The following is an 18,996-nucleotide window of genomic DNA, read 5'->3' on the forward strand; positions in this document are numbered from 1 at the left end:
TCTGGCGGGGTGTTACCGGACGCCCGGCGTATGCCGGAGCGACACGGAGAAGCCCCAGTCTCACGCAAGATCCATCCGTTCCCGGAACGAGGAGACACCGCGTGACCAGACACTGTCCGACCCGTCGAACGCGCCGAACACGCCGGACGATCGGCTCGGCCGCTCTCGCCCTGGCGACCGTCCTGGCGGCCACGGCGGCCACGGCGGCCACGGCGGCCACGGCGGCGACCACCGCCACCGCCACTGCCGCCGACCCGCTGCCCGCCGTCACGCCCCGCGCCGAGACCCCCGTCCTCCACGACGACGACGCGGGCGGCAACGCCGACGCCGACGACCCGGCGATCTGGCGCGACGCCGCGAACCCGGCACGCAGCCTCGTGATAGCCACCGCCAAGGAGGGCGGGCTGCGCGCCTACGACCTCGACGCACGCCCCCTCCAGTCCGTCGCCGCCCCACCGCCCGCGGGCCCCGACGACGCCCCCGGCCGCTTCAACAACGTCGACCTCGTGCACGGCCTGAAGCTCTCCACCGGCCCCACTGACCTCGCCGTCACCAGCGACCGTGGCCACGACCGGCTGCGTTTCTACCGCATCGACCGCGACCGCCCCGGCGGCCCGCTCACCGACGTCACGGACCCCGCCGCCCCGCCCGTGTTCTCCGCCGACCAGGACGAGATCAACGAGCAGCGCACCGCGTACGGCCTCGCGACCTGGCAGGACAAGGCCACCGGCCGCTCCTACGCCCTGGTCAGCCGGCGGGAGCGCACCAGCGTCGCCCTCCTCGAACTCACCCCCGGCCAGGGCGGCAAGGTCTCGTACCGCAAGGTCCGCACGCTGGACCTGCCGACCTCGTTCCGGCTGCCGAACGGCACCTCGTGGGCGCCGTGCGGCGAGCCCGGTGAACTCCCGCAGGTCGAGGGCATGGTCGTCGACCCGGCCAACGGCACGCTGTACGCCGGCCAGGAGGACGTCGGCATCTGGCGCATGCGCGCCGACCTGACGGGCACGCCCAAGCTGGTCGACAAGGTCCGCGAGTACGGCGTCCCCGGCGTCTACGACGAGGAGACCGAGGAGTGCACGCCGGGCACCGACCCCGGCTACGGCGGCAAGCGCATCTCGGCCGACGTCGAGGGCCTCACCCTCGTCAAGGAGACCGACGGCGACGGCTACCTCCTCGCCTCCAGCCAGGGCGACAACACCTTCGCCGCGTACGACCGCGAGCTGAGCGACAACAACGAGTACGAGGGCGGCTTCCGGGTCACCCCGGCGGGCGGCACGCTCGACGGCTCCGAAGAGTGCGACGGCGCGGCCGCGCTGAACGAGCCGCTCGGCCCCAAGTACCCGAACGGCCTCCTGGTCGTCCAGGACGGCCACGACGCCCCCGGCGACGGTGACCGCCCCGCCACGAACTTCAAGTTCGTCGACCTCGGCAAGGTCATGACGAGCCTGGACAGCTGAGTCCCGCGCGACCCGCGGACGACGGAAAGCGCCCGGCCGGGGTTTCCCGGCCGGGCGCTCGTGGGTCCTGCTGCGGTGCTTCGCTCACCGGAGGTGGTCAGCAGGGGAGAGTGGTCTTGCCTGCGGCACCTGTTGCGCCGGTGGTGCCGTCCGCGGTCGCCGTGGCGGCGGTTCCGTTGCCGCCGGGCTTGCCCGGACACACCGGACTGGCCGCGCCTCCGGCGCCACCCTTGCCGCCCGTGTGGCCGCCCGAGACGATGGCCGCGCCGCCGTTGCCGCCCTTGCCGCCGTTGATTCCGGCCCCGGCGTTGCCGACGCCGCCCACGCCGCCCCCGCCGCCGGTTCCGCCGAGCTTGGCTTCGCCGCCGTAACCGCCGTTGCCGCCGTTGCCGTTGGCGCCGCCGGCTCCGCCCGTGCCGCCGAGGCCGCCGACGCTCGCGACGCCGGTGGCGTTGCCGCCCGCGCCTCCGTTGCCGCCGTTGCCGTTGGCACCCGCGGCGCCACCGGTGCCGCCGAGGCCACCGATACCGCCGAGCGTGCCGACGCCGTTCGCCCCGTTGCTGCCGGGGGACCCGGCGATGCTCTGCGTAGGGGCGCTCCCCGTACCGGGCTGGGCGGAGGCGAGAGCGGGAGTGAAGGCGAGACCGGCCACGGCGATCGTGGCGATGAGGAATGTCCTGGCAGTGGTCGTGCGCATGGTGCGCATGGTGTTACTTCCTTCGATTGTTCAGGCGGAGAGATACTCCGCCTGACAGTTCCCAACCTAGGGAAGTACGGCGCGCTGTGCTTGCTGAAGGCTGATCAAATGTCTTTTATGGCCTGAATCATCAAAGTTTGGCTCCAAAGTCCAAATTTTGGCGAGTCTCAGGGCGGGTGTCGGTGACGGCGTACGACACGAACTCCGCCCAGGCGCGGGGCTCCAGGGCGAGTCGCGGGCCCTCGGGACGCTTGGAGTCGCGGATGTGGATGGTGGTGGGGCAGGGGGCGAACTCGACGCAGTCGCCGTCGCCCCCGCTGCTGTAGCTGGACTTGCGCCAGTCGAGCGCGACTTCTATGCAGTCGTCGCCTGAGCCGCCGCTGTAGCTGCTCTTGAACCAGGCCAGTTCGGGGGTGCTCATTCCGCTCCTCGCATCCGCTCCAGCAGGCTCACCGAATCCTCGAAGGAGAGAGCCTGTGCGCGCATCCTGGCATACCGCATCTGGAGCATGCTGACGACTTTCGCGTCGGAGAGGAGCTGACCGCTTTCCTGACCCTCGGAGTAGGCGAACCACCTGTTCTCCGGTGTCTCAAGCAGGCGGATGGGGCCGTCCAGCCCGGCATGGCTGCTGCGCACCACAGGCATGATCTGAAGCTCGATGTTCCGGCGCTCCGCGAGCCCCAGAACATGGTCGATGAGTTCCATGGTGACGTCATGCCCGCCCATGCCGCGCAGGAACAAGTGTTCCTCAAGGATGAAGCTGTACGCGGTGCTCGGGCGCTCCGTGAGGAGAAGCTGGCGCTCGGCCCGTGCCGTCATCAGGGCCTCGATCTGCTCATCGCCCTGCGGGGGCAACTGGTTGAGGAACAGCGTCCGCGCGTACGCCTCCGTCTGCAACAAGCCCGGGATCAACCGGCACTCGTACGTCGAGAGGGCCACCGCCTCCTGTTCCAGCTGTGCCCACTTACGGAACCAAGACGCCAGCCCCCGTTGCCGCGACAGCTGATTCGCGGCCAACCGTAGCGTCCCGAACGCGTCCAGCGTCGCCTCGCACTGGTCGATGAACCGGGACGGCGGAAAGCGTCTGCCCTGCTCGATGGAGGCCAGGAAGTGGACCGAGTAGCCGATCTCCCGGGCCAGGGACTCCTGGGTGTACCCGGCGCGTTTGCGGAAGCTCTTCAGGACCGCGCCGAAGGCCCTGAGCCCGTCGGTCGGTTCGGGCTCATTACTGCCCTGCGTACTTGACGACATCACGGGCATCCCCTGACGCTCGTTTACCGGTCCCCGCTGAACGCACCCATGGTCACGTTGGGTTACCCGTACTGTCCACTGTTCGTACTCGTACAGTTACGCACCGTACGAGATTCGTGGCTGGTGGCGTGCCTTCGCGCCGGGCCACGGTGGGCGCATGCCGAGCCGAACCCAGCCCGCCGTCAGCGTCACCGCCGTCCTCCACACCTTCGTGCAGCGCCTCAGTGCCACGCCCCGGGGTGCCCGCCTGGCAAGGAGGCTGGCCAGGTACCACCTGGACGGCTGGGGCATCGCGTACGACTCCGAACTGTCGGACGCCGCAGAGGCGATCGTCGCCGAGCTCGCGGCGAACGCCGTGACCCACGGGCGGGTGGAGGGCCGGGACTTCGAGGTCGCCGTGACGCTGCACACGGACACGTTGCGTATCGAGGTGTCCGACACGCGCACCGAGCGTGTGCCGCCGGAGAGGGCGGAACCCCCGGCGGTCGACGAGGAGTCGGGCCGGGGGCTCGTGATCGTGGCGGCGCTGGCCGCGGAGTGGGGCGTGACGGGCCGGGCGGTCGGCAAGACGGTGTGGGCTCAGCTGGCCCTGCCCGACTTCCCGGGGGCGGGCCGCAGCACGGTCGCGGCCAGGACGAGGCCCGCCGCCGCGATGCCCGAGGCGACCCAGAAGGCGAGCCGGTAGCCGTCGGCCGCGGCGGCGAGGGCGGACGTGCCGCCTTCGGTGAGGGACTCCGCGCGGCCCGCCGCCAGCGTCGTCAGGACCGCGAGGCCGAGCGAACCGCCCACCACCTGTGTGGTGTTGAAGAGCCCGGAGGCCAGGCCCGCGTCCTCCTCGGCCACGCCGCCCATCGCGAGGCCCGTCACCGCGGGCATCGCGGCGGCGAAACCGGCGCCGAGCAGCAGCATGCCGGGCAGGACGTCGAGGGCGTACGAACCGTCCGAGGGCAGCCGGCCGAGGAGCGCGAGGCCCGCCGTGATCAGGGCGAGGCCCGCGAGGAGCGTGCGGTGGGCGCCGAAGCGGCCGATGACCTTCGCGGAGAGGCCCAGCATCAGGACGCCGATGGTGACGGGCGCGGGAAGGAAGGCGACGCCGGTCAGCAACTCGCCGTAGCCGAGGACGTTTTGGAGGTAGAGCGCGCCGATGTACTGGAAGCCGTACATGCCGGCGATCATCAGCATCTGCACGGCGTTGGCGCCGGTCAGGAGGCGCGAGCGGAAGAGGCGCAGCCGCAGCAGGGGGCGGGCGGCACGAGCCTGGCGGAGGGCGAAAGCGACGTACAGGAGGAGGGATCCTGCGGCGAGCGAGAGCGTTGCGGAGGTGCTGTGCTCGGCGGTGGTGACGATGGCGTAGACGGTGAGCATGAGGGCGCCGGTGATGAGGGCGGCGCCGGGGTAGTCGGCGCCGCCGCCGAGCCCCGTGCCGCGGTCGCTCTGCTGGTCCGGGGCGAGCACGCGGACCGCCGCGACGAGGGCGACGACGCCGATCGGCAGGTTGATCAGGAAGATCCAGTGCCAGTTCAGGGCTTCGGTGAGGGCCCCGCCGAGGAACGTGCCGAGCGCCCCGCCCGCCGCGCCGACCGCGCTGAACACCGCGATGGCCTTGGCCTGTTCGCGCGGCTCGGGGAAGAGGGCGACGAGCATGCCGAGGACGACGGCCGAGGTCATCGCGCCGCCGACACCCTGGAGGGCGCGGGCCGCGACGAGCACGCCCTGGTCGGTGGCGACGCCGCACAGGACGGAGGCGGCGGTGAAGAGCGCGAGCCCGGACACGAACATCCGCTTGCGCCCGACGAGATCGCCGAGCCGCCCGACGAGGAGCAGGAGCCCGCCGAAGGCGATGAGATAGGCGTTGACCACCCAGGCGAGCCCGGCGGCGGAGAAGCCGAGATCGCTCTGGATGGCCGGCATCGCGACGGTCACGATGTTGCCGTCGATGATGGTCATCAGGAGCCCGGAGGAGAGCACGGCGAGCGACGCCCACCGGGACGCCGACGGGGACGTCGACGGGGGCGTCGACGGGGGCGCGGACGATGCGGGGACGTTGACCTCGGACACGGCTTGGGACATGGTGACAACCTCCGTACTGGGCGCCTCTGAGCTGCAAAGGTGCACGACTTGTAACGGGGCTCATCGTGGACGGCCACGAGGGTGGGGAGAAGGAGGCACTTTGATGTCCCAGGGGAACACCGGTGTTACCTCGCAGGTGGTGAACGCGGAAGCGTGCCCGGTCCGCGAGGTTATTGACAGGGTCGTCGGCAAATGGAGCGTCCCGATCATCATCGCGGCGGCGCGCGGCCCGATCCGCTTCACCGAACTGGAGCGCGCCATCGAGGGCATCAGCCGCCGCATGCTGACGCTGACCCTGCGCAACCTGGAGCGCGACGGGCTCCTGAAGCGGACGGTGCATCCGACGGTTCCGCCGAAGGTGGAGTACGAACTCACTCCGGTGGCACGCGAATTGCACGACACCCTCCTGTCGCTGACCGGCTGGGCGGAACGCCACCGCGTCACGATCGCGGAGTCGAGGGCGGCGTACGACGAGGAGCGGGGGATCGGGTGACGTGCGCTATCGGCGCAGTGCCGCGCGCTGGGCGGGGGTGAGCCGGTCCGGGTGGGACACGACCCGGTACGCGCCGGAGGGGGCGCGCCGGAGTATCAACGGGCATGAAGTGCCCCGCTGTTGCTCGGCGCTGTCCACGGCGTTCACGGCCGTCGCCGTACGCTCCTGCGGCCAGCCGAGTGCGGCGGCAAGCTCGTCGGTGGTGAGGGGCCGGGCCGCGTGGAGCAGGGCGGCGAGCACGGTGAGCGCGTCGTCGAGGAACGCGGTGGCCGACGGCCCGGTCATGTCCTGGTGGGCCTGCGCGAAGAACCTGTGCATGACTTCGAGCCGCGCACCCGTCGGGGTCCAGGGCCCGAACAGCTCGGCGCCCTCCTGGGCGGTCTCGGCCCACACCGCGTTCTGCTCCGCGCTGGTCAGCCAGGCACGGAGCCAGACGCCGTCGTCGATGACGTAACGCTCGCGGCGCCGGCCGGGCTCGTGCTCGCGCGTGAGGATGTCGAGCCCGGCGAGGTAGCCCACGGCTTTGGACACGGAGGCCGGGCTGATCCCCAGGCGCTCGGCGAGTTCGGCGGCGGTCTGGGTACCGGAGGGCGTGGTGACCAGGCAGGCGAGCACTTTGGCGGCGGTGCGGGGGAGGCCGGTGCTGATCAGCATGGCCGTGAACCGGTCCAGGTAGGCGAGGACGGCGTCGGGCTCGCCCCCGTGCGGGAGGGTGCCTGCCGCGTCCGTATCGGCGTCCGTTTCGGCGTCGGTGCGGGGGCTGGTGGCCGGTGGCGGTGTGGGGCGGCGCGGCCGGGGCGGGCGGTTGCGGCGCCGCCAGGCCTCGGCGCGGTCGGCGTGCTCCGCGCGGTAGCCGCCGGCGCCGTTGTTGCGGGCGACTTCCCTGCTGACGGTCGAGGTCGGCCGCCCGAGGCGCCGGGCGATCGCGGCGTACGTCAGGCCCTCGGCGAGCCCCGCCTCGATGTCCTTCCGTTCCTCAGCGGTCAGTCTGCCGCCGCCCATGTCGCCCCCACCGGATGCGCACGCCCGTGCGCGTGCGTTGCGTTAGCCGTCACCGATGACGCTACAAGACGCGAAAAACCAGCGCTTTTCCGGGAGTTCCCTTGCCTGAACTGCTCACTTGGGCATATGCGCAACGTAGCTTTCAGGTACCGCGAAAGAGATACCAGGGGTAACCCGAGGGAAGCAGGAGGGAACAACACATGAAAGACGCCGCTCCAACGGCGCGCGTCACGCACGGGCGCCGGGACCACGGCGCCGCCCAGTGTGTGCTCGACGAAGCCGTGCGGGAAGGGGGCGTGCCGGGCATCCTCGCCCAGGCCCGCGACGGTGGCGGCCACTGGACGGGCACGGCGGGCGTCGCCGACACGCGGACGGGCCGGGTGCGCGGGCCCGAGGACCGGTTCCGGATCGGCAGCATCACGAAGACCTTCACCGCCACGGTGGTCCTGCAACTGGCCGCGGAGGGCCGCCTGACCCTGACGGACACGGTGGACCGCTGGCTGCCGGGCGTGGTCACGGGCAACGGCCACGACGGCACGACGATCACTGTCAGGCACCTCCTCGACCACACCAGCGGAGTCTTCAACTACACGCAAGACCAGGAGGCCCTGAGCAGCCAGGAGAGCTACACGCCTGCGGAGTTGGTCGCGATCGCCATGTCACACCCGGCAAACTTCCCGGCGGCGGGGACAGGCTGGTCCTACTCCAACACCAACTACATCCTCGCCGGAATGATCGTCGAGCGGGCGACAGGCCGCACGCTCACCGCCGAGATAGCCGACCGCATCGCACGCCCGCTCCGCCTGACGGCCACATCCCTGCCGCTCTCCACGGACCGGACACTCCCCGACCCCCACGCCCGCCACTACACGAAGCTCTTCTCCCCCGACCCGGAGGCCCCGGTCCACGACGCCACGGAACTGGACACGACCCCCTACTGGGCGGCGGGCGGCATGATCTCCACGGTGAGCGACCTCACCCGCTTCTTCGGGGCCCTACTGGGCGGCCAACTCCTCCGCCCGGACCAACAACGCGAACTCCTCACCATGACCCAGACCCAGAACTGGTTACCCCGCTCCACCTACGGCTGCGGCGTCTCCCGCATCCTCCTCCCCTCCGGCACAGCGGTCTGGGGCATGGGCGGCGCCCTCTTCGGCTCTTGGACGTACGTCTACGGCACCCGTGACGGCACACACATGCTCGCGGTGAACATCAACGCGGACTGGGCGGAGGGTCGCTGGCAGGACCCCATAGGCATTTTCACCGACCTCCTGGAGGCCGAGTTCAGCTACGGCTGCGCGCTCGGCTTTGCGACGCCATGACCAAGTGAATAGATTCCGCTTACCCGCGACGACTACTGTCTGTCGTTGGCTTGTGCACATTGCAACGCGCAGTATCGGGAAGTATCGGGGGACACGCGGCCGTGGGAGACCTGGGTAAGGACTCGGAGTCGATAGCGAAGGCGGCGCCGCTGCTGCGCAAGGCGCCGCATCACATCGCAAAGCCGCTGCATGATTTCAAGGCGGCCTCGCACGACCTGTCGGCGCTGGGCGCGCTCGGCGCACTCATGAGCGCGACCGACGACGTGCGCGAGGGCATGGAGACACTCGCCGAGGTCGCGGCCGACCTCGTCGACGAGTGGCACGGCGAGGCAAAGCTGATGACCGATCTCTCCGAGGCGTTCGACGTCCTCGACGTGCTGCTCGAAGCCGCCGCGCGCGGCAAGAAGCAGGGCTGAGCCCCCGTGGTCGACCTCAACCCCCTGCACTACATCAACAAGTTCAACCACATGGCCGGCGACAGCATGGCCAGCATGATGGAGTTCCTGGGGATCTCCGACCCGGCGGTAGACCCGGACGGGGTTCGGGAGATCGCCAAGAAGTGGCGCTCCCTGGCCAAGGCCGTGGACGCCTCCGTCAAGGACGCGGAAGCCGCGCTGCGGGACGTGACCTGGGAAGGCAAGACCGCCACCGCGTTCAACAAACGGGCCAAGAAGACCCGTTCCCAAGCGACGAAGATGGCGGACTCGCTGCGCGACGGCGCCGACGCCCTCGACAAGTACGCCGATGAATCGCACGAACTGCTCACCGAACTCAACGTCATCATCGTCGAGATCATCGAAGTGGAGATGGCGGGCCTGGCGCTCTCCGTCCTCACCGGCGGCGCCTCCGCGGTCGTCGGCAGCCTCGCGGCAGGTGCGCGCTTTGCGAAGGCCATGGCCCTGATCGGCCGGATCGAACACGCCGGCTCGGCGATGGCCCGCACCATCCGCGCGGTCCTCGAAGTCATTCGCGGCCTGCGCCGGGCACTGAAGGCCCTCAAGGACATCAAGACGATCGCGCGGATCGGCAAGATGGCGGGCGAGGGCGCGAAGTTCGCCGCACTCGACACGCTGCTGCAGGATCCGTCCACCTTCAAGGACCCCGGGAAGCTGGCGGAGACCCTCGCGCTGGGCGCGGCACTCGGCGTCGGCGTCGGCAGCCTCGGCACGCTCCTCGGCAAGGGCCTCGGCAAACTCAAGCCCAAGGACCTGGCGAAGCTGCGCAGTGCCATGAAGCTCAACTGCGCCTCCTTCGAACGCCTCTCCCTCCGCCCCGGCTTCGACAAGCTGCCCGCATCGGTGCGCAACGCGCTCAAGAAGTTCGTCCGCGACCCGATCGACGTGGCGACCGGCGACATGGCGCTGACCCGCACCGACGTCCGACTGCCCGGTGTCCTGCCCCTCCTCCTGGAGCGCACGCACATATCCTCCTACCGCTTCGGCGGCTGGTTCGGCCCGTCCTGGGCCTCCACCCTGGACCAGCGAGTCCAGGCCGACGAGAACGGTTTCGTCTACGCCGCCGCCGACGGCGCCCGGCTCTGTTTCCCCGTGCCCGACGCGGAGACCGGCGAAGCGGTCCGCCCCGAGACACCCGGCTCACGCCTGACGCTGTCCTGGGCCGACGGGTTCGACGGCGCGATATGCGTCACCGACCCCGACAGCAGCCTCGTCCAGGTCTTCCACAGCCCGGTCCCCGCCGCCGCGGGCGAAGCGGTCGACCTCCCGCTCCAGTACGTCCAGGACCGCAACGGCAACCGGATCACCATCGAGTACGACGAGGGCGACATCCCCGCGACGGTGACCCACTCCGGCGGCTACCGCATCGCCCTGGACCGCGACGAGACCGACTCCCGCATCACGGCCCTGCGCCTCCTCGACCCGGCGGAGCCGTCCGCCCCCGGCACGACCCTGCTCACCTTCGGCTACGACGAGTCCGGCCACCTCACCGAGGAAACCAACTCCTCGGGCCTCCCGATGCGTTACACCTACGACCCCGAAGGCCGCATCACCTCCTGGACCGACCGCAACGACACGACGTACTGGTACGAGTACGACACCCACGGCCGAGTAACCGCCACCGGCGGCACGGGCAACGCCCTCGCCTCGACACTCACCTACGAGACCGCGACACGCACCACACGCGTGACGGACTCGCTGGGCCACGTCCGCGTCTACGAACACAACGACGCGTTCCGCCTCATCCGGGAGACGGATCCGCTGGGGCACGTGACGGAGCAGGAGTGGGACACGGAGCTGCGGCTGACCGCGGTGACCGATGCGCTGGGCCGGGTGACTCGTTACGCCTACGACCGGGACGGGCGCCTGACCCGTGTCACTCGACCGGACGGCACGGACACCGTCGTCGAGTTCGACGAGTCGGGCCATCCCGTACTCACCCTCGAGCCGGACGGCTCCCGTTGGATTCGCGAGTACGACAGCATCGGCAACCCCGTGTCCGTCACCGACCCCGAGGGCCGCACCACGCGATTCGCCTACGACTCGGCGGGCGGCCTCGTCGAGGTGACGGACACCCTTGGGCACACCGTCAGGGTCCGCTGCAACAGCGCGGGACTGCCGCTCTCCGTGACGAACGTGCTGGGGGCTGTGAACACCTATGAGCGGGACGAGTTCGGGCGCCTCGTCGTCCTGACGGACCCGCTCGGCGCGCAGACCCGCCTGGAGTGGACCGTCGAGGGGAAGCCTGCCCGGCGCATCGCGGCCGACGGCTCCCAGGAGACGTGGCTCTACGACGGTGAGGGCAACTGCACGCACCATACGGATGCGAACGGCGGCACAGCTCGCTTCGAGTACACCTGTTTCGACCTCTTGGCGGCGCGCACCAGTGCCGACGGGGTGCGCCACGCCTTCACCTACGACAGCGAACTGCGGCTCACCACGGTCACCAATCCGCAGGGACTGACCTGGGACTACGAGTATGACGCCGCCGGCCGCCTGGTCGCGGAGTCGGACTTCGACGGACGCTCGCACCGGTACGCGAACGATGCGGCAGGCCACCTGATCCATCGGACGACCCCGCTGGGCGAAGTGATCCGCTACCAGCGCGATGTGTTCGGGCAGGTGACGCGGAAGGACGCCGCCGGCGAGATCACCGACTTCACATACGACGCGGCGGGCCGCATGCTGCGCGCTGCCTCGCCCGGCGCGGTCGTCGAATGGTGCTGGGACGAGAGGGGCCGACTGCGCGCGGAAACGGTCGCAGGCAGGGAACTGAGCTACGCCTACGACGAACTAGGTCGCCGCACCCACCGCACGACGCCGTCCGGAGCGGTGAGTACGTGGGCGTACGACACGGTCGGCAACCGCACCGAACTGACCACGGGCGGGCGCCGTCTGCGCTTCCAGCACGACGCGGCAGGCCGCGAGGTCGGCCGGCACGTCGGCGACAGCCTCACGTTCACCCACACCTTCGACGAACTGGGTCGCCTGCGGGCCCGGTCCGTCGAGGGGCCGGGCGGGCGTAGCGTCCAGTCGCGCACCTACCGATACCGCCTGGACGGCCACCTGGCAGGTGTCGAGGATCCGGCGAGCGGCGCCCGCGATTTCGAGCTCGACGCGGTCGGCCGGATCACGGGTGTCAGTGCCCGGGGTTGGCGCGAGACTTACGCGTACGACGCGGCGGGCAACCAGACACAAGCCTCTTGGCCCGCCACGCAGCCGGACCAAGAGGCTCAGGGGCGGCGTGAGTACGCCGGGATGACGCTTCTGAGGGCGGGCGGCGTCCGGTACGAGTACGACGCCGCAGGCCGCGTCGTACTCAGCCAGAAGACTCGCCTGTCGCGCAAGCCGGACACGTGGCGGTACACATGGGATGCGGAGGACCGGCTCACGTCGGTCGTCACTCCGGACGGGACGCGCTGGCGGTACACCTACGACCCCCTCGGGCGGCGCATCGCCAAGGAGCGGCTCGCCGACGACGGGAAGGAGGTCGTCGAGCGCGTCGACTTCACCTGGGACGGCACGACGCTCTGCGAGCAGACCACGCGGGGTGACAGCTTCCCTTCTCCCGTCACGCTGACGTGGGACCACGACGGCGTACGCCCGCTGGCCCAGACGGAACGCATCGCAGCGGAAGACATCGACGACCGCTTCTACGCCATCGTCACCGACCTCGTCGGCACTCCGACGGAACTGGTCGACGAGCACGGGGACATCGCGTGGCGCACGCGCTCCACACTCTGGGGCGCCACTACGTGGGCAGCTGACAGCACCGCGTACACGCCGCTCAGATTCCCGGGCCAGTATTTCGACCCGGAAACGGGCCTGCACTACAACTACTTCCGGCACTACGACCCGAGTACGGGCCGCTATCACTCTCCGGACCCGCTGGGCCTGCGTCCTGCGGACAACCCCTTCACGTACCCGCACAATCCATGCACCTGGTCGGACCCGCTCGGTCTCGCACCGGAGTGTGGCGACACCGATGTCCCGCCGAGCAACTGGGTGCCGGACGAGGACTATTCGCCGGAGGAGATCGCGCGTCGCATCGCGGGCAACGAGGACCGCAAGAAATGGCTCGCGACCCCGGACGACATCCACAAACTGGTGGACGACATCGTCAAGAACCCCAACAAAGAACAGCGTTACACCGGACCGGCCGGCAAGCGCGTGGCCGACAATTACCGCGGCGGGAATTCTCGTGCCGGACAGCGGTGGAAAGACCAGCCCATTTATGACAACGGAGACCCGTTGAGTCAGGCACGAGTCGTGGTGGACCGAGACGGCAACATCGCCTACTTCGGCAGGCGCAAGGACGGCTCGCACAACTATGACCAGGTCTTGCCGTACCCTTGGGCGAAGGCGCAGCCGCGTTCCGGCTAGGCAGGGTCCTGATCACATATTTGCAAGGAAATGACGTGAGGGAAGCAGAGCTGAAGAATTCGCTGGCCCAAGCTGGTCTGCGTTATCTGGGGTTGGTGGACGTGTCCGCCCCGCTGATGCCTCCGTGCCTCGCATTCCTTGCGGATTCCGTCGAGACCGGCGGCGAGGAATGGGCCGTGAGCGTGGCATCCGACGAACCCGACCTGCCGGAAAAGGTGGACCACGGGTGGTACTTGCTCAGTGCGGACCAAGGCCTCTTCCCGATGGGCGACCCAGAGTTCCTCATCGCCGTCGGCGACAGGGAGGCGGTGCCCCCTGAGCCCTTGAGGTGGGCCCGGGTGGCCCTGACCGGGCACTCCGACATCGCGGGCGCCGGCGCCGAGGCGCGGGTGACGGGGCGCGGGGCGGGTCACATCGATTTCGCGATGCTCTCCCTCGACGGCACCGTGGTCGTGCGAGGGGTGGAGGGAGAGGAGTGGACGGACTGCGTCCTCCTGAAGGACCCACACCGCCTCCCGTCGATGCGGGAACTCGGCGCCCGCATGGCCGCGTCGCCCGAGGTGCCGCAGGAGACGCGGGAGGCCCTGGAACGCTGGCTGCGGCACACGGAGGGTTCCGTGTGACCCGGGACCCTGAGGGGGCACCAGTGTCGTCACGACCTCCGGTGATTGAGTTCGAGAAGGCTGGACGGATCAGTTCAGGAGACGACGCGGGAAAGTACGTGAAGATCCAGGAACTGCCCGACTCCCCGCCCAGCTACCTGATCCTGCTCGCCCACGACGGGGACTTCGTGCACGGCTGCGGCGACTACTGGGTCGAGGACCGCGCATCACTGGAGGACTTTTTCCACGAGGGCCAATGGGTCGTCGACTGGTCCGGGAGGGAGCCACGCGGACGCGCACGCGAGGGGCGTCGCGCTCCGCCTCTGGCGGAGGGTGGAGCGCGACGGCCTGGGGCCCTGTTACGGCTTGCGGGCCACTGCTCCGTATGCGTCTACCGCCGTCGTGTCCTCCGTGTCCGGGCGCCACCGCGTGACCTGGGCTACTCCCGGCTCCAGCAGGTCGAGGCCGGTGAAGAAGCCGGCGATCTCCTCGACATCGCGTACGTAGTACGGGATCGCGCCGCTCTTGTTGTACTCGTTCGATGCCGCGATCATGCCCTCGCTGGTCGCCGTGGAGTCGCTGATGACCAGGTAACTGCCGGACGGCAGGCCGGACATGAGGCGGGAGACCAGGTCGCGTGCCTGGTCGTGGTCGGCGACGTGGCCCAGCGTGTTGAGGATTATCAGGGCGACCGGCTGCGAGAGGTCGAGGGTCTTCGCGGCCTCCGCCAGGATCGCCTCGGGCTCGTAGAGGTTCGCGTCGATGTACGCTGTCTCGCCCTCGGGCGTGCTGGTCAGCAGGGCCCGCGCGTGGGCGAGGACCAGCGGGTCGTTGTCGACGTAGACGATGCGCGCGTCGGGGGCGGCCCGCTGCGCGACCTCGTGCGTGTTGTCCGCCGTCGGCAGCCCCGTGCCGATGTCCAGGAACTGCCGCACGCCCCGCTCCGCGGCCAGGTGGCGCACCGCGCGGCCCAGGAAGAGGCGGCTGGTGCGCGCCACGTCGACCAGGCCAGGGAAGATCTCCTTGATGTGGTCCCCGAGCTCCCGGTCCTTCTCGTAGTTGTCCTTGCCACCCACGAAGTAGTTCCAGAAACGCGCCGAATGCGGCGTGCTGGTGTCGATGCGCGCGCGTATGTCGGCTGCTGAGCCGAGCTGGGGGTCGTGATCTGACACGGGAGCCTCCTGGCCACGTCAACGTACCTTCACCCGTCGTCGTACCGCACGGTCCGACGATCAAGCGTTCAACGATCAAGCGACAATCTAGACCGCCCCGAGCGCGGCCGGTCGCCCACCCCGCCCCAGATGCCGAAATCCAACTCCCGCGCCCGCAGCCCGGCTTGGAAACGGGACGTCGCACCGAGCGTCGCCATGACCTCGGCCACGCGCCTGCGGTACGTACGCAACGACATGCCGAGCTCGCGCGCCGTCACCTCATCGGTGTGCCCCGCGCCCAGCGCCCGCAGGACCCGGCGCGCCTCCTCACCCAGCACCGGAGGCCGCGTCCGGCGATACTCGTCGAGGTCGGTGGCCGTCTCCCAGGCCGCGTACACCAGCGCCCTGACCCCCTCGACCGCGACGGGCGTGCGGATCACCGTGAACGTCCGCACCCCCCGCACCGGCGCCCCGGCGAGGATCGCCACCCGCCGGTCGATGACGATGGCCTCATGGGCGAGCGGCGCCGACGAGATGCGCACCTCCGCCCCGGACTCGGCGATCCGGACGAGCCGCGCCTCCGACGCGGCGTCCTCGAGCGCGCGCGGCGTGTACAGCTTCCGCATCGTCAGGCCGCCCGGCACGAGCGGCGGGCGCCTGCCCCCGGCGAACGCCGCGTTCACCCCCGGCGAGAAGGTCACCAGGTCCGCCGCCGCGCACAGGAACTCCTCGCGGGCCCCGGTGAACAGGTCCCCGGCCCGGCGCACCAGCTCCCGCTCGCCCCGCAGGGACACGATCTGGTCGGTGTCCGGTGGGGTCCAACTGCTCGATGTGCCGGGTGTGCTCGCCATGGTGGCGACAGTCTGCGACGCGGCGCGCAGACGGTCAACGTGGCAGCAAGTGGCCACAGGTTCGCGTACGGCACGCGTGCGGCAGAGGATCTGGCGCATGACGACGACGGACCACTCCACGGAAGCCTCTGCCGCCGCAGCCGGGCAGTACCTCATCGGCGGCGAACTCCCCGTCCACCGCATGGGCTTCGGCGCGATGCGGCTGCCCTCCGCGCACTGGGACGGCCCCGCGCACGACCCCGACCGGAGCATCGCCGTGCTGCGCCGCGCGGTCGAGCTCGGCGTGAACCACATCGACACGGCGGCCTTCTACTTCTACGAGGACATCGCGGCCAACGACCTCATCCGCAAGGCCCTGCACCCCTACCCCGACGACCTGGTCATCGCCACCAAGGTCGGCCCCGGCCGCTTCCCGGACGGCAGCTGGATGAACCCCGCCGACCCGGCGGAGCTGCGCGCGGCCGTGCACCGCAACCTCCGCGAGCTGGGCCGGGACCACCTCGACCTGGTCTACCTCCGCTTCCTGCGGACCGACGGCCCCGGCGAGGACCGCTTCGCCACCCTGGCCGCCCTGCGCGAGGAGGGCCTCATCCGCCACCTCGGCGTCAGCAGCGCCACCCCCGCACAGTTCGCCGAGGCCCAGGAGATCGCGCCCGTCGCCGCCGTCCAGAACAGGTACAGCCCGCTGACACGCGAGCACGCCGAGCTGGTCGACCTGTGTGCGGCGCGGGACATCGCGTACGTCCCCTACTTCCCGTTCGGCGGCGCCGGAGCGCCCGACCTCTCGGCACTCCGGCGCGTCGCGGACCGGCACGGGGCCACGCCCGCCCAGGTCACCCTGGCGTGGCTGCTCGCCGTCTCCCCGACGATGCTGGCGATCCCGGGCACGTCGTCACCGGCACACCTGGAGGAGAACGTGGCGGCGGCGGGCCTGCGGCTCGACGCCGGCGACCTCACCGAGCTCGGCGCGCTCGCCGCCCACTGAGCGTTCCTGCGTCACCAGACCTCTTCCACCCACTCCGGGTGGTCGATGAACGGGTTCCGGTTGTGCTGGAACTTGTCGAATATGACCTGGTTCCGGTTCTTCTCGAACGCGTCCGGCGGGTCCTCGGCGCTCCACTGCTTGAGGACCGAAAGGCGGCCGATGGCGGGCGCGCTGCCGTTGTCCACCCGGTCGTTGGGCTCCAGGTCGGGGAAGCCGTCCTCGCCGTCGTAGCGGACCGCCATGTAGAGGATCATGCGGGCCACATCGCCCTTGACCGCGTCGCGGGGCTCGAAGGAGTCGCCGTCGGTGAGGTTGCCGGGCGCTCCGGCCACAGCGCCACCGCCGTTGTCGAAGTCCTTGTTGCCGCGGATGCTGTTGACCGTGACGTCCTCGGGGCGCAGGTGGTGGATGTCGGTGCCCGGGCCGGTCGCCGTGCCGAAGTCGCCGTGGGACTTGGCCCACACGTGCTCGCGGTTCCAGTCGCCCTGGTCGCCGCCGCTGCTGCTCTTGCTCCGGGAGGTGCCGGTGTAGAGCAGGATCACGTTCGAACTGTTCGCCGGGTCCTGGTCCGTGGTCTTGAGGGCGTCCCAGACCTTGTCGTACGAGAGCTTCGTCTGGTCGCTGATGATCGTGTGCAGCGCGGACTTGAGCTCGGGGCCCGTCTTGCCGAGCGCGTCCTTGTAGTACGTGTCGTCGTAGGCGCCGACGGCGGCGGACGCCGAACCCGACGCCGCACCGGACGCCGTGGCCGTGGTCGGCACGGTGAGGCCGGCCAGCAGCGCCGCGGCGGTCAGGGCCAGGGGTTTCCAGCGGTGTACACGCGGCACGGGCATGTGGGGGGTGTCCTTTCCCGAAGGCCTCGCGCGCCCCGCGCCCGTCCAAGGAGCGCACGGTCTACGCGAGTTGACCGATCAACCATCGGGAGAGTGGCACGGATGTGCGTACGACTGTGTGAACGACGTGGGTCGGTCGGGTAACGATGTCATGCACACGGTGAGAGTCGCGGGGCGAAAGTCACGCGGCGAAAGTCACGCACGCGGCGAAGGTCACGCGGCGAAGGTCGGCGCAAGGGTCCGGCCGTGGCCGCCGCGCGCATGATCAGAGCCCGAGCACCGCCGGATCGGTCGCCAGCGCCCTGAAGTACTCGCGCGGATCCGCCACCAGTCGCCGCTCCTTGAGGTCGAGCAGCCCGCCGACGGAGGTGACCGTCGCGGCGACCGTGCCGTCCGCCTTCGTGATCGTCTGCTCGACGCCGAAGGTCTTCCGCTCGCCCCACACGAACACGCAGGTCACCGTCGTCTCGTCGCCTGCGCGCAGCTCGCTGCGGTAGCGGACGGTGCTCTCCAGGACCACTGGGCCCACCCCCTTGTCCAGGAGGTCGGTCTGCGCGATGCCGGCCTCGCGCAGCAGCGACCAGCGGGCGTGCTCGGCGTACTGTAGATAGACGGCCTGATTGAGGTGGCCCTGCGTGTCCGTCTCGTACCCACGGACGCCGACACTCACGAAAAACGGCTCTGACACGGCGTTCCCTTCGATGGTCTTCGGTCTTGGTGCGCTCAACGCACCAGCTTCGTAAGGGATTCCGACCCGGCCGCCGGCGCCTCACTTCCTGCGGGGCGACGCGAGGACATAGCGGGATCGGCTGCCCGCGCGTGGCTCCGCGTGCTCGCTGACCTGCCACCCGGCCCGCTCCAGGGCCGCCCCGCACGCCCGCAGCCCCTCCTGTGTCGGCTCCCGCACGGCGACGGCCTCCGGCTGCGGTGTCGCCTCGACCCGGTAGCCCTCGCGGCCGGGGCTCGCGGGGCGGCAGCCCGCCGCCTCCAGGGCCAGCGCCGCCGCCCGCACGAGGTGCGTGCGCTCCCACGCGCAGGGGCGGTCCCTGGCACCGTCGGCGTTCGTCATGCGGCGCAGCTCGACCAGGCCCTCCCAGGCGGTGCGCACCTCCCGCGCGCGGGCGGGACCCTCGACGGCGTGCGGTGCCGTCTCCGCGCCGGTGCGCGCGGCGAACCCCTGTGATGCCTCGGGTGCCTCGGGTGCCTCAGGGGCCGGCGACGGCTCCGGAGCGGCGGCGGCCGCGGTGCCCTCCTCCCGTACGCGATGACCGGCGGGGGTCAGGAAGAACGCGTGCGGCGGCCGGGGATGGCGGAAGGCGAGGCGCGCCCGCACCAGGGCCGTCAACTGGGCCTCGCTGCCGGAGAGACGCCCGGTCTCGGGGTCCGCCGCCTCGACGATCCGTCGCTGAGCGGCTGTCAAAGGCTTCACTCCGCGCACCCCTTC

18 protein-coding genes are annotated in these 18,996 nt (G+C 70.4%); 8 read left to right on the forward strand and 10 right to left on the reverse strand.

What is annotated here, in order from left to right; translation table 11 throughout:
• Positions 1–149 precede the first annotated feature (149 nt).
• The gene (locus ACZ7LU_RS02770; protein ID WP_471916461.1) at positions 150–1,457 is read left to right on the forward strand and encodes a phytase; all 1,308 of its coding nucleotides are present in this window, start codon (positions 150–152) and stop codon (positions 1,455–1,457) included.
• Between the two features lie 97 nt (positions 1,458–1,554).
• Here ACZ7LU_RS02770 and ACZ7LU_RS02775 read toward each other — a convergent pair whose 3' ends face one another.
• The 3 genes from ACZ7LU_RS02775 to ACZ7LU_RS02785 all read right to left on the reverse strand — a co-directional run bounded on the left by ACZ7LU_RS02775 (position 1,555) and on the right by ACZ7LU_RS02785 (position 3,414).
• The gene (locus ACZ7LU_RS02775; RefSeq protein ID WP_468312242.1) at positions 1,555–2,154 is read right to left on the reverse strand and encodes a hypothetical protein; all 600 of its coding nucleotides are present in this window, start codon (positions 2,152–2,154) and stop codon (positions 1,555–1,557) included.
• A gap of 130 nt (positions 2,155–2,284) precedes the next feature.
• Positions 2,285–2,575: a DUF397 domain-containing protein gene (locus tag ACZ7LU_RS02780; RefSeq protein WP_468561235.1), complete on the reverse strand. Its 291-nt coding sequence runs from the start codon at positions 2,573–2,575 to the stop codon at positions 2,285–2,287.
• Positions 2,572–3,414, reverse strand: a complete 843-nt coding sequence (locus ACZ7LU_RS02785) for a helix-turn-helix domain-containing protein (protein ID WP_471915463.1) — start codon at positions 3,412–3,414, stop codon at positions 2,572–2,574. Before ACZ7LU_RS02785 ends, ACZ7LU_RS02780 begins: the two co-directional genes overlap by 4 nt.
• 148 nt (positions 3,415–3,562) lie before the next feature.
• Here ACZ7LU_RS02785 and ACZ7LU_RS02790 point away from each other — a divergent pair, with 148 nt between their 5' ends.
• Entirely contained in the window at positions 3,563–4,090 is a 528-nt protein-coding gene (locus ACZ7LU_RS02790; protein WP_471915464.1) for an ATP-binding protein, read from the forward strand.
• On the opposite strand, the gene ACZ7LU_RS02795 is transcribed toward ACZ7LU_RS02790, so the two are convergent.
• Complete coding sequence (locus ACZ7LU_RS02795) at positions 3,985–5,352, reverse strand: MFS transporter (protein WP_471916462.1); 1,368 nt, start codon at positions 5,350–5,352, stop codon at positions 3,985–3,987. The genes ACZ7LU_RS02790 and ACZ7LU_RS02795 overlap by 106 nt on opposite strands.
• Positions 5,353–5,578: 226 nt before the next feature.
• Between ACZ7LU_RS02795 and ACZ7LU_RS02800 the strand changes: the two genes are divergently transcribed.
• Positions 5,579–5,968 carry a winged helix-turn-helix transcriptional regulator gene (locus tag ACZ7LU_RS02800; RefSeq protein WP_468085473.1) on the forward strand — a complete coding sequence of 130 codons (390 nt, stop codon included), beginning with the start codon at positions 5,579–5,581 and terminating at the stop codon, positions 5,966–5,968.
• Positions 5,969–5,974: 6 nt separating this feature from the next.
• Here ACZ7LU_RS02800 and ACZ7LU_RS02805 read toward each other — a convergent pair whose 3' ends face one another.
• Positions 5,975–6,970 carry a GbsR/MarR family transcriptional regulator gene (locus ACZ7LU_RS02805; RefSeq protein WP_471915465.1) on the reverse strand — a complete coding sequence of 332 codons (996 nt, stop codon included), beginning with the start codon at positions 6,968–6,970 and terminating at the stop codon, positions 5,975–5,977.
• Positions 6,971–7,170: 200 nt separating this feature from the next.
• Between ACZ7LU_RS02805 and ACZ7LU_RS02810 the strand changes: the two genes are divergently transcribed.
• The 4 genes from ACZ7LU_RS02810 (at position 7,171) to ACZ7LU_RS02825 (ending at position 13,753) form a co-directional block, all read left to right on the forward strand.
• Entirely contained in the window at positions 7,171–8,292 is a 1,122-nt protein-coding gene (locus ACZ7LU_RS02810) for a serine hydrolase domain-containing protein (protein ID WP_471915466.1), read from the forward strand.
• A 101-nt stretch (positions 8,293–8,393) separates the two neighbouring features.
• Positions 8,394–8,708 (forward strand): hypothetical protein, encoded by a 315-nt coding sequence (locus ACZ7LU_RS02815; protein WP_468712963.1) that lies wholly within the window; start codon positions 8,394–8,396, stop codon positions 8,706–8,708.
• A 6-nt stretch (positions 8,709–8,714) separates the two neighbouring features.
• On the forward strand, positions 8,715–13,130 hold the full coding sequence (locus ACZ7LU_RS02820) for a DUF6531 domain-containing protein (RefSeq protein WP_471915467.1): 4,416 nt from the start codon (positions 8,715–8,717) through the stop codon (positions 13,128–13,130).
• Positions 13,131–13,306: 176 nt separating this feature from the next.
• Positions 13,307–13,753, forward strand: a complete 447-nt coding sequence (locus tag ACZ7LU_RS02825; protein WP_471915468.1) for a hypothetical protein — start codon at positions 13,307–13,309, stop codon at positions 13,751–13,753.
• 338 nt (positions 13,754–14,091) lie between these two features.
• On the opposite strand, the gene ACZ7LU_RS02830 is transcribed toward ACZ7LU_RS02825, so the two are convergent.
• Positions 14,092–14,904, reverse strand: a complete 813-nt coding sequence (locus ACZ7LU_RS02830; RefSeq protein WP_471915469.1) for an SAM-dependent methyltransferase — start codon at positions 14,902–14,904, stop codon at positions 14,092–14,094.
• Positions 14,905–14,972: 68 nt separating this feature from the next.
• Positions 14,973–15,734, reverse strand: a complete 762-nt coding sequence (locus tag ACZ7LU_RS02835; RefSeq protein WP_471915470.1) for a DNA-binding response regulator — start codon at positions 15,732–15,734, stop codon at positions 14,973–14,975.
• Positions 15,735–15,831: 97 nt separating this feature from the next.
• Between ACZ7LU_RS02835 and ACZ7LU_RS02840 the strand changes: the two genes are divergently transcribed.
• The gene (locus ACZ7LU_RS02840) at positions 15,832–16,719 is read left to right on the forward strand and encodes an aldo/keto reductase (protein ID WP_471915471.1); all 888 of its coding nucleotides are present in this window, start codon (positions 15,832–15,834) and stop codon (positions 16,717–16,719) included.
• An 11-nt stretch (positions 16,720–16,730) separates the two neighbouring features.
• Here ACZ7LU_RS02840 and ACZ7LU_RS02845 read toward each other — a convergent pair whose 3' ends face one another.
• The 3 genes from ACZ7LU_RS02845 to ACZ7LU_RS02855 form a co-directional block, all read right to left on the reverse strand.
• Positions 16,731–17,552, reverse strand: a complete 822-nt coding sequence (locus ACZ7LU_RS02845; protein ID WP_468312268.1) for an endonuclease I family protein — start codon at positions 17,550–17,552, stop codon at positions 16,731–16,733.
• 265 nt (positions 17,553–17,817) lie between these two features.
• Positions 17,818–18,240 carry an acyl-CoA thioesterase gene (locus ACZ7LU_RS02850; RefSeq protein WP_468085489.1) on the reverse strand — a complete coding sequence of 141 codons (423 nt, stop codon included), beginning with the start codon at positions 18,238–18,240 and terminating at the stop codon, positions 17,818–17,820.
• A gap of 81 nt (positions 18,241–18,321) precedes the next feature.
• Entirely contained in the window at positions 18,322–18,981 is a 660-nt protein-coding gene (locus tag ACZ7LU_RS02855; RefSeq protein ID WP_471915472.1) for a hypothetical protein, read from the reverse strand.
• Positions 18,982–18,996 lie beyond the last annotated feature (15 nt).

The sequence above is a fragment of the Streptomyces sp. NPDC039462 genome, from assembly GCF_055639375.1.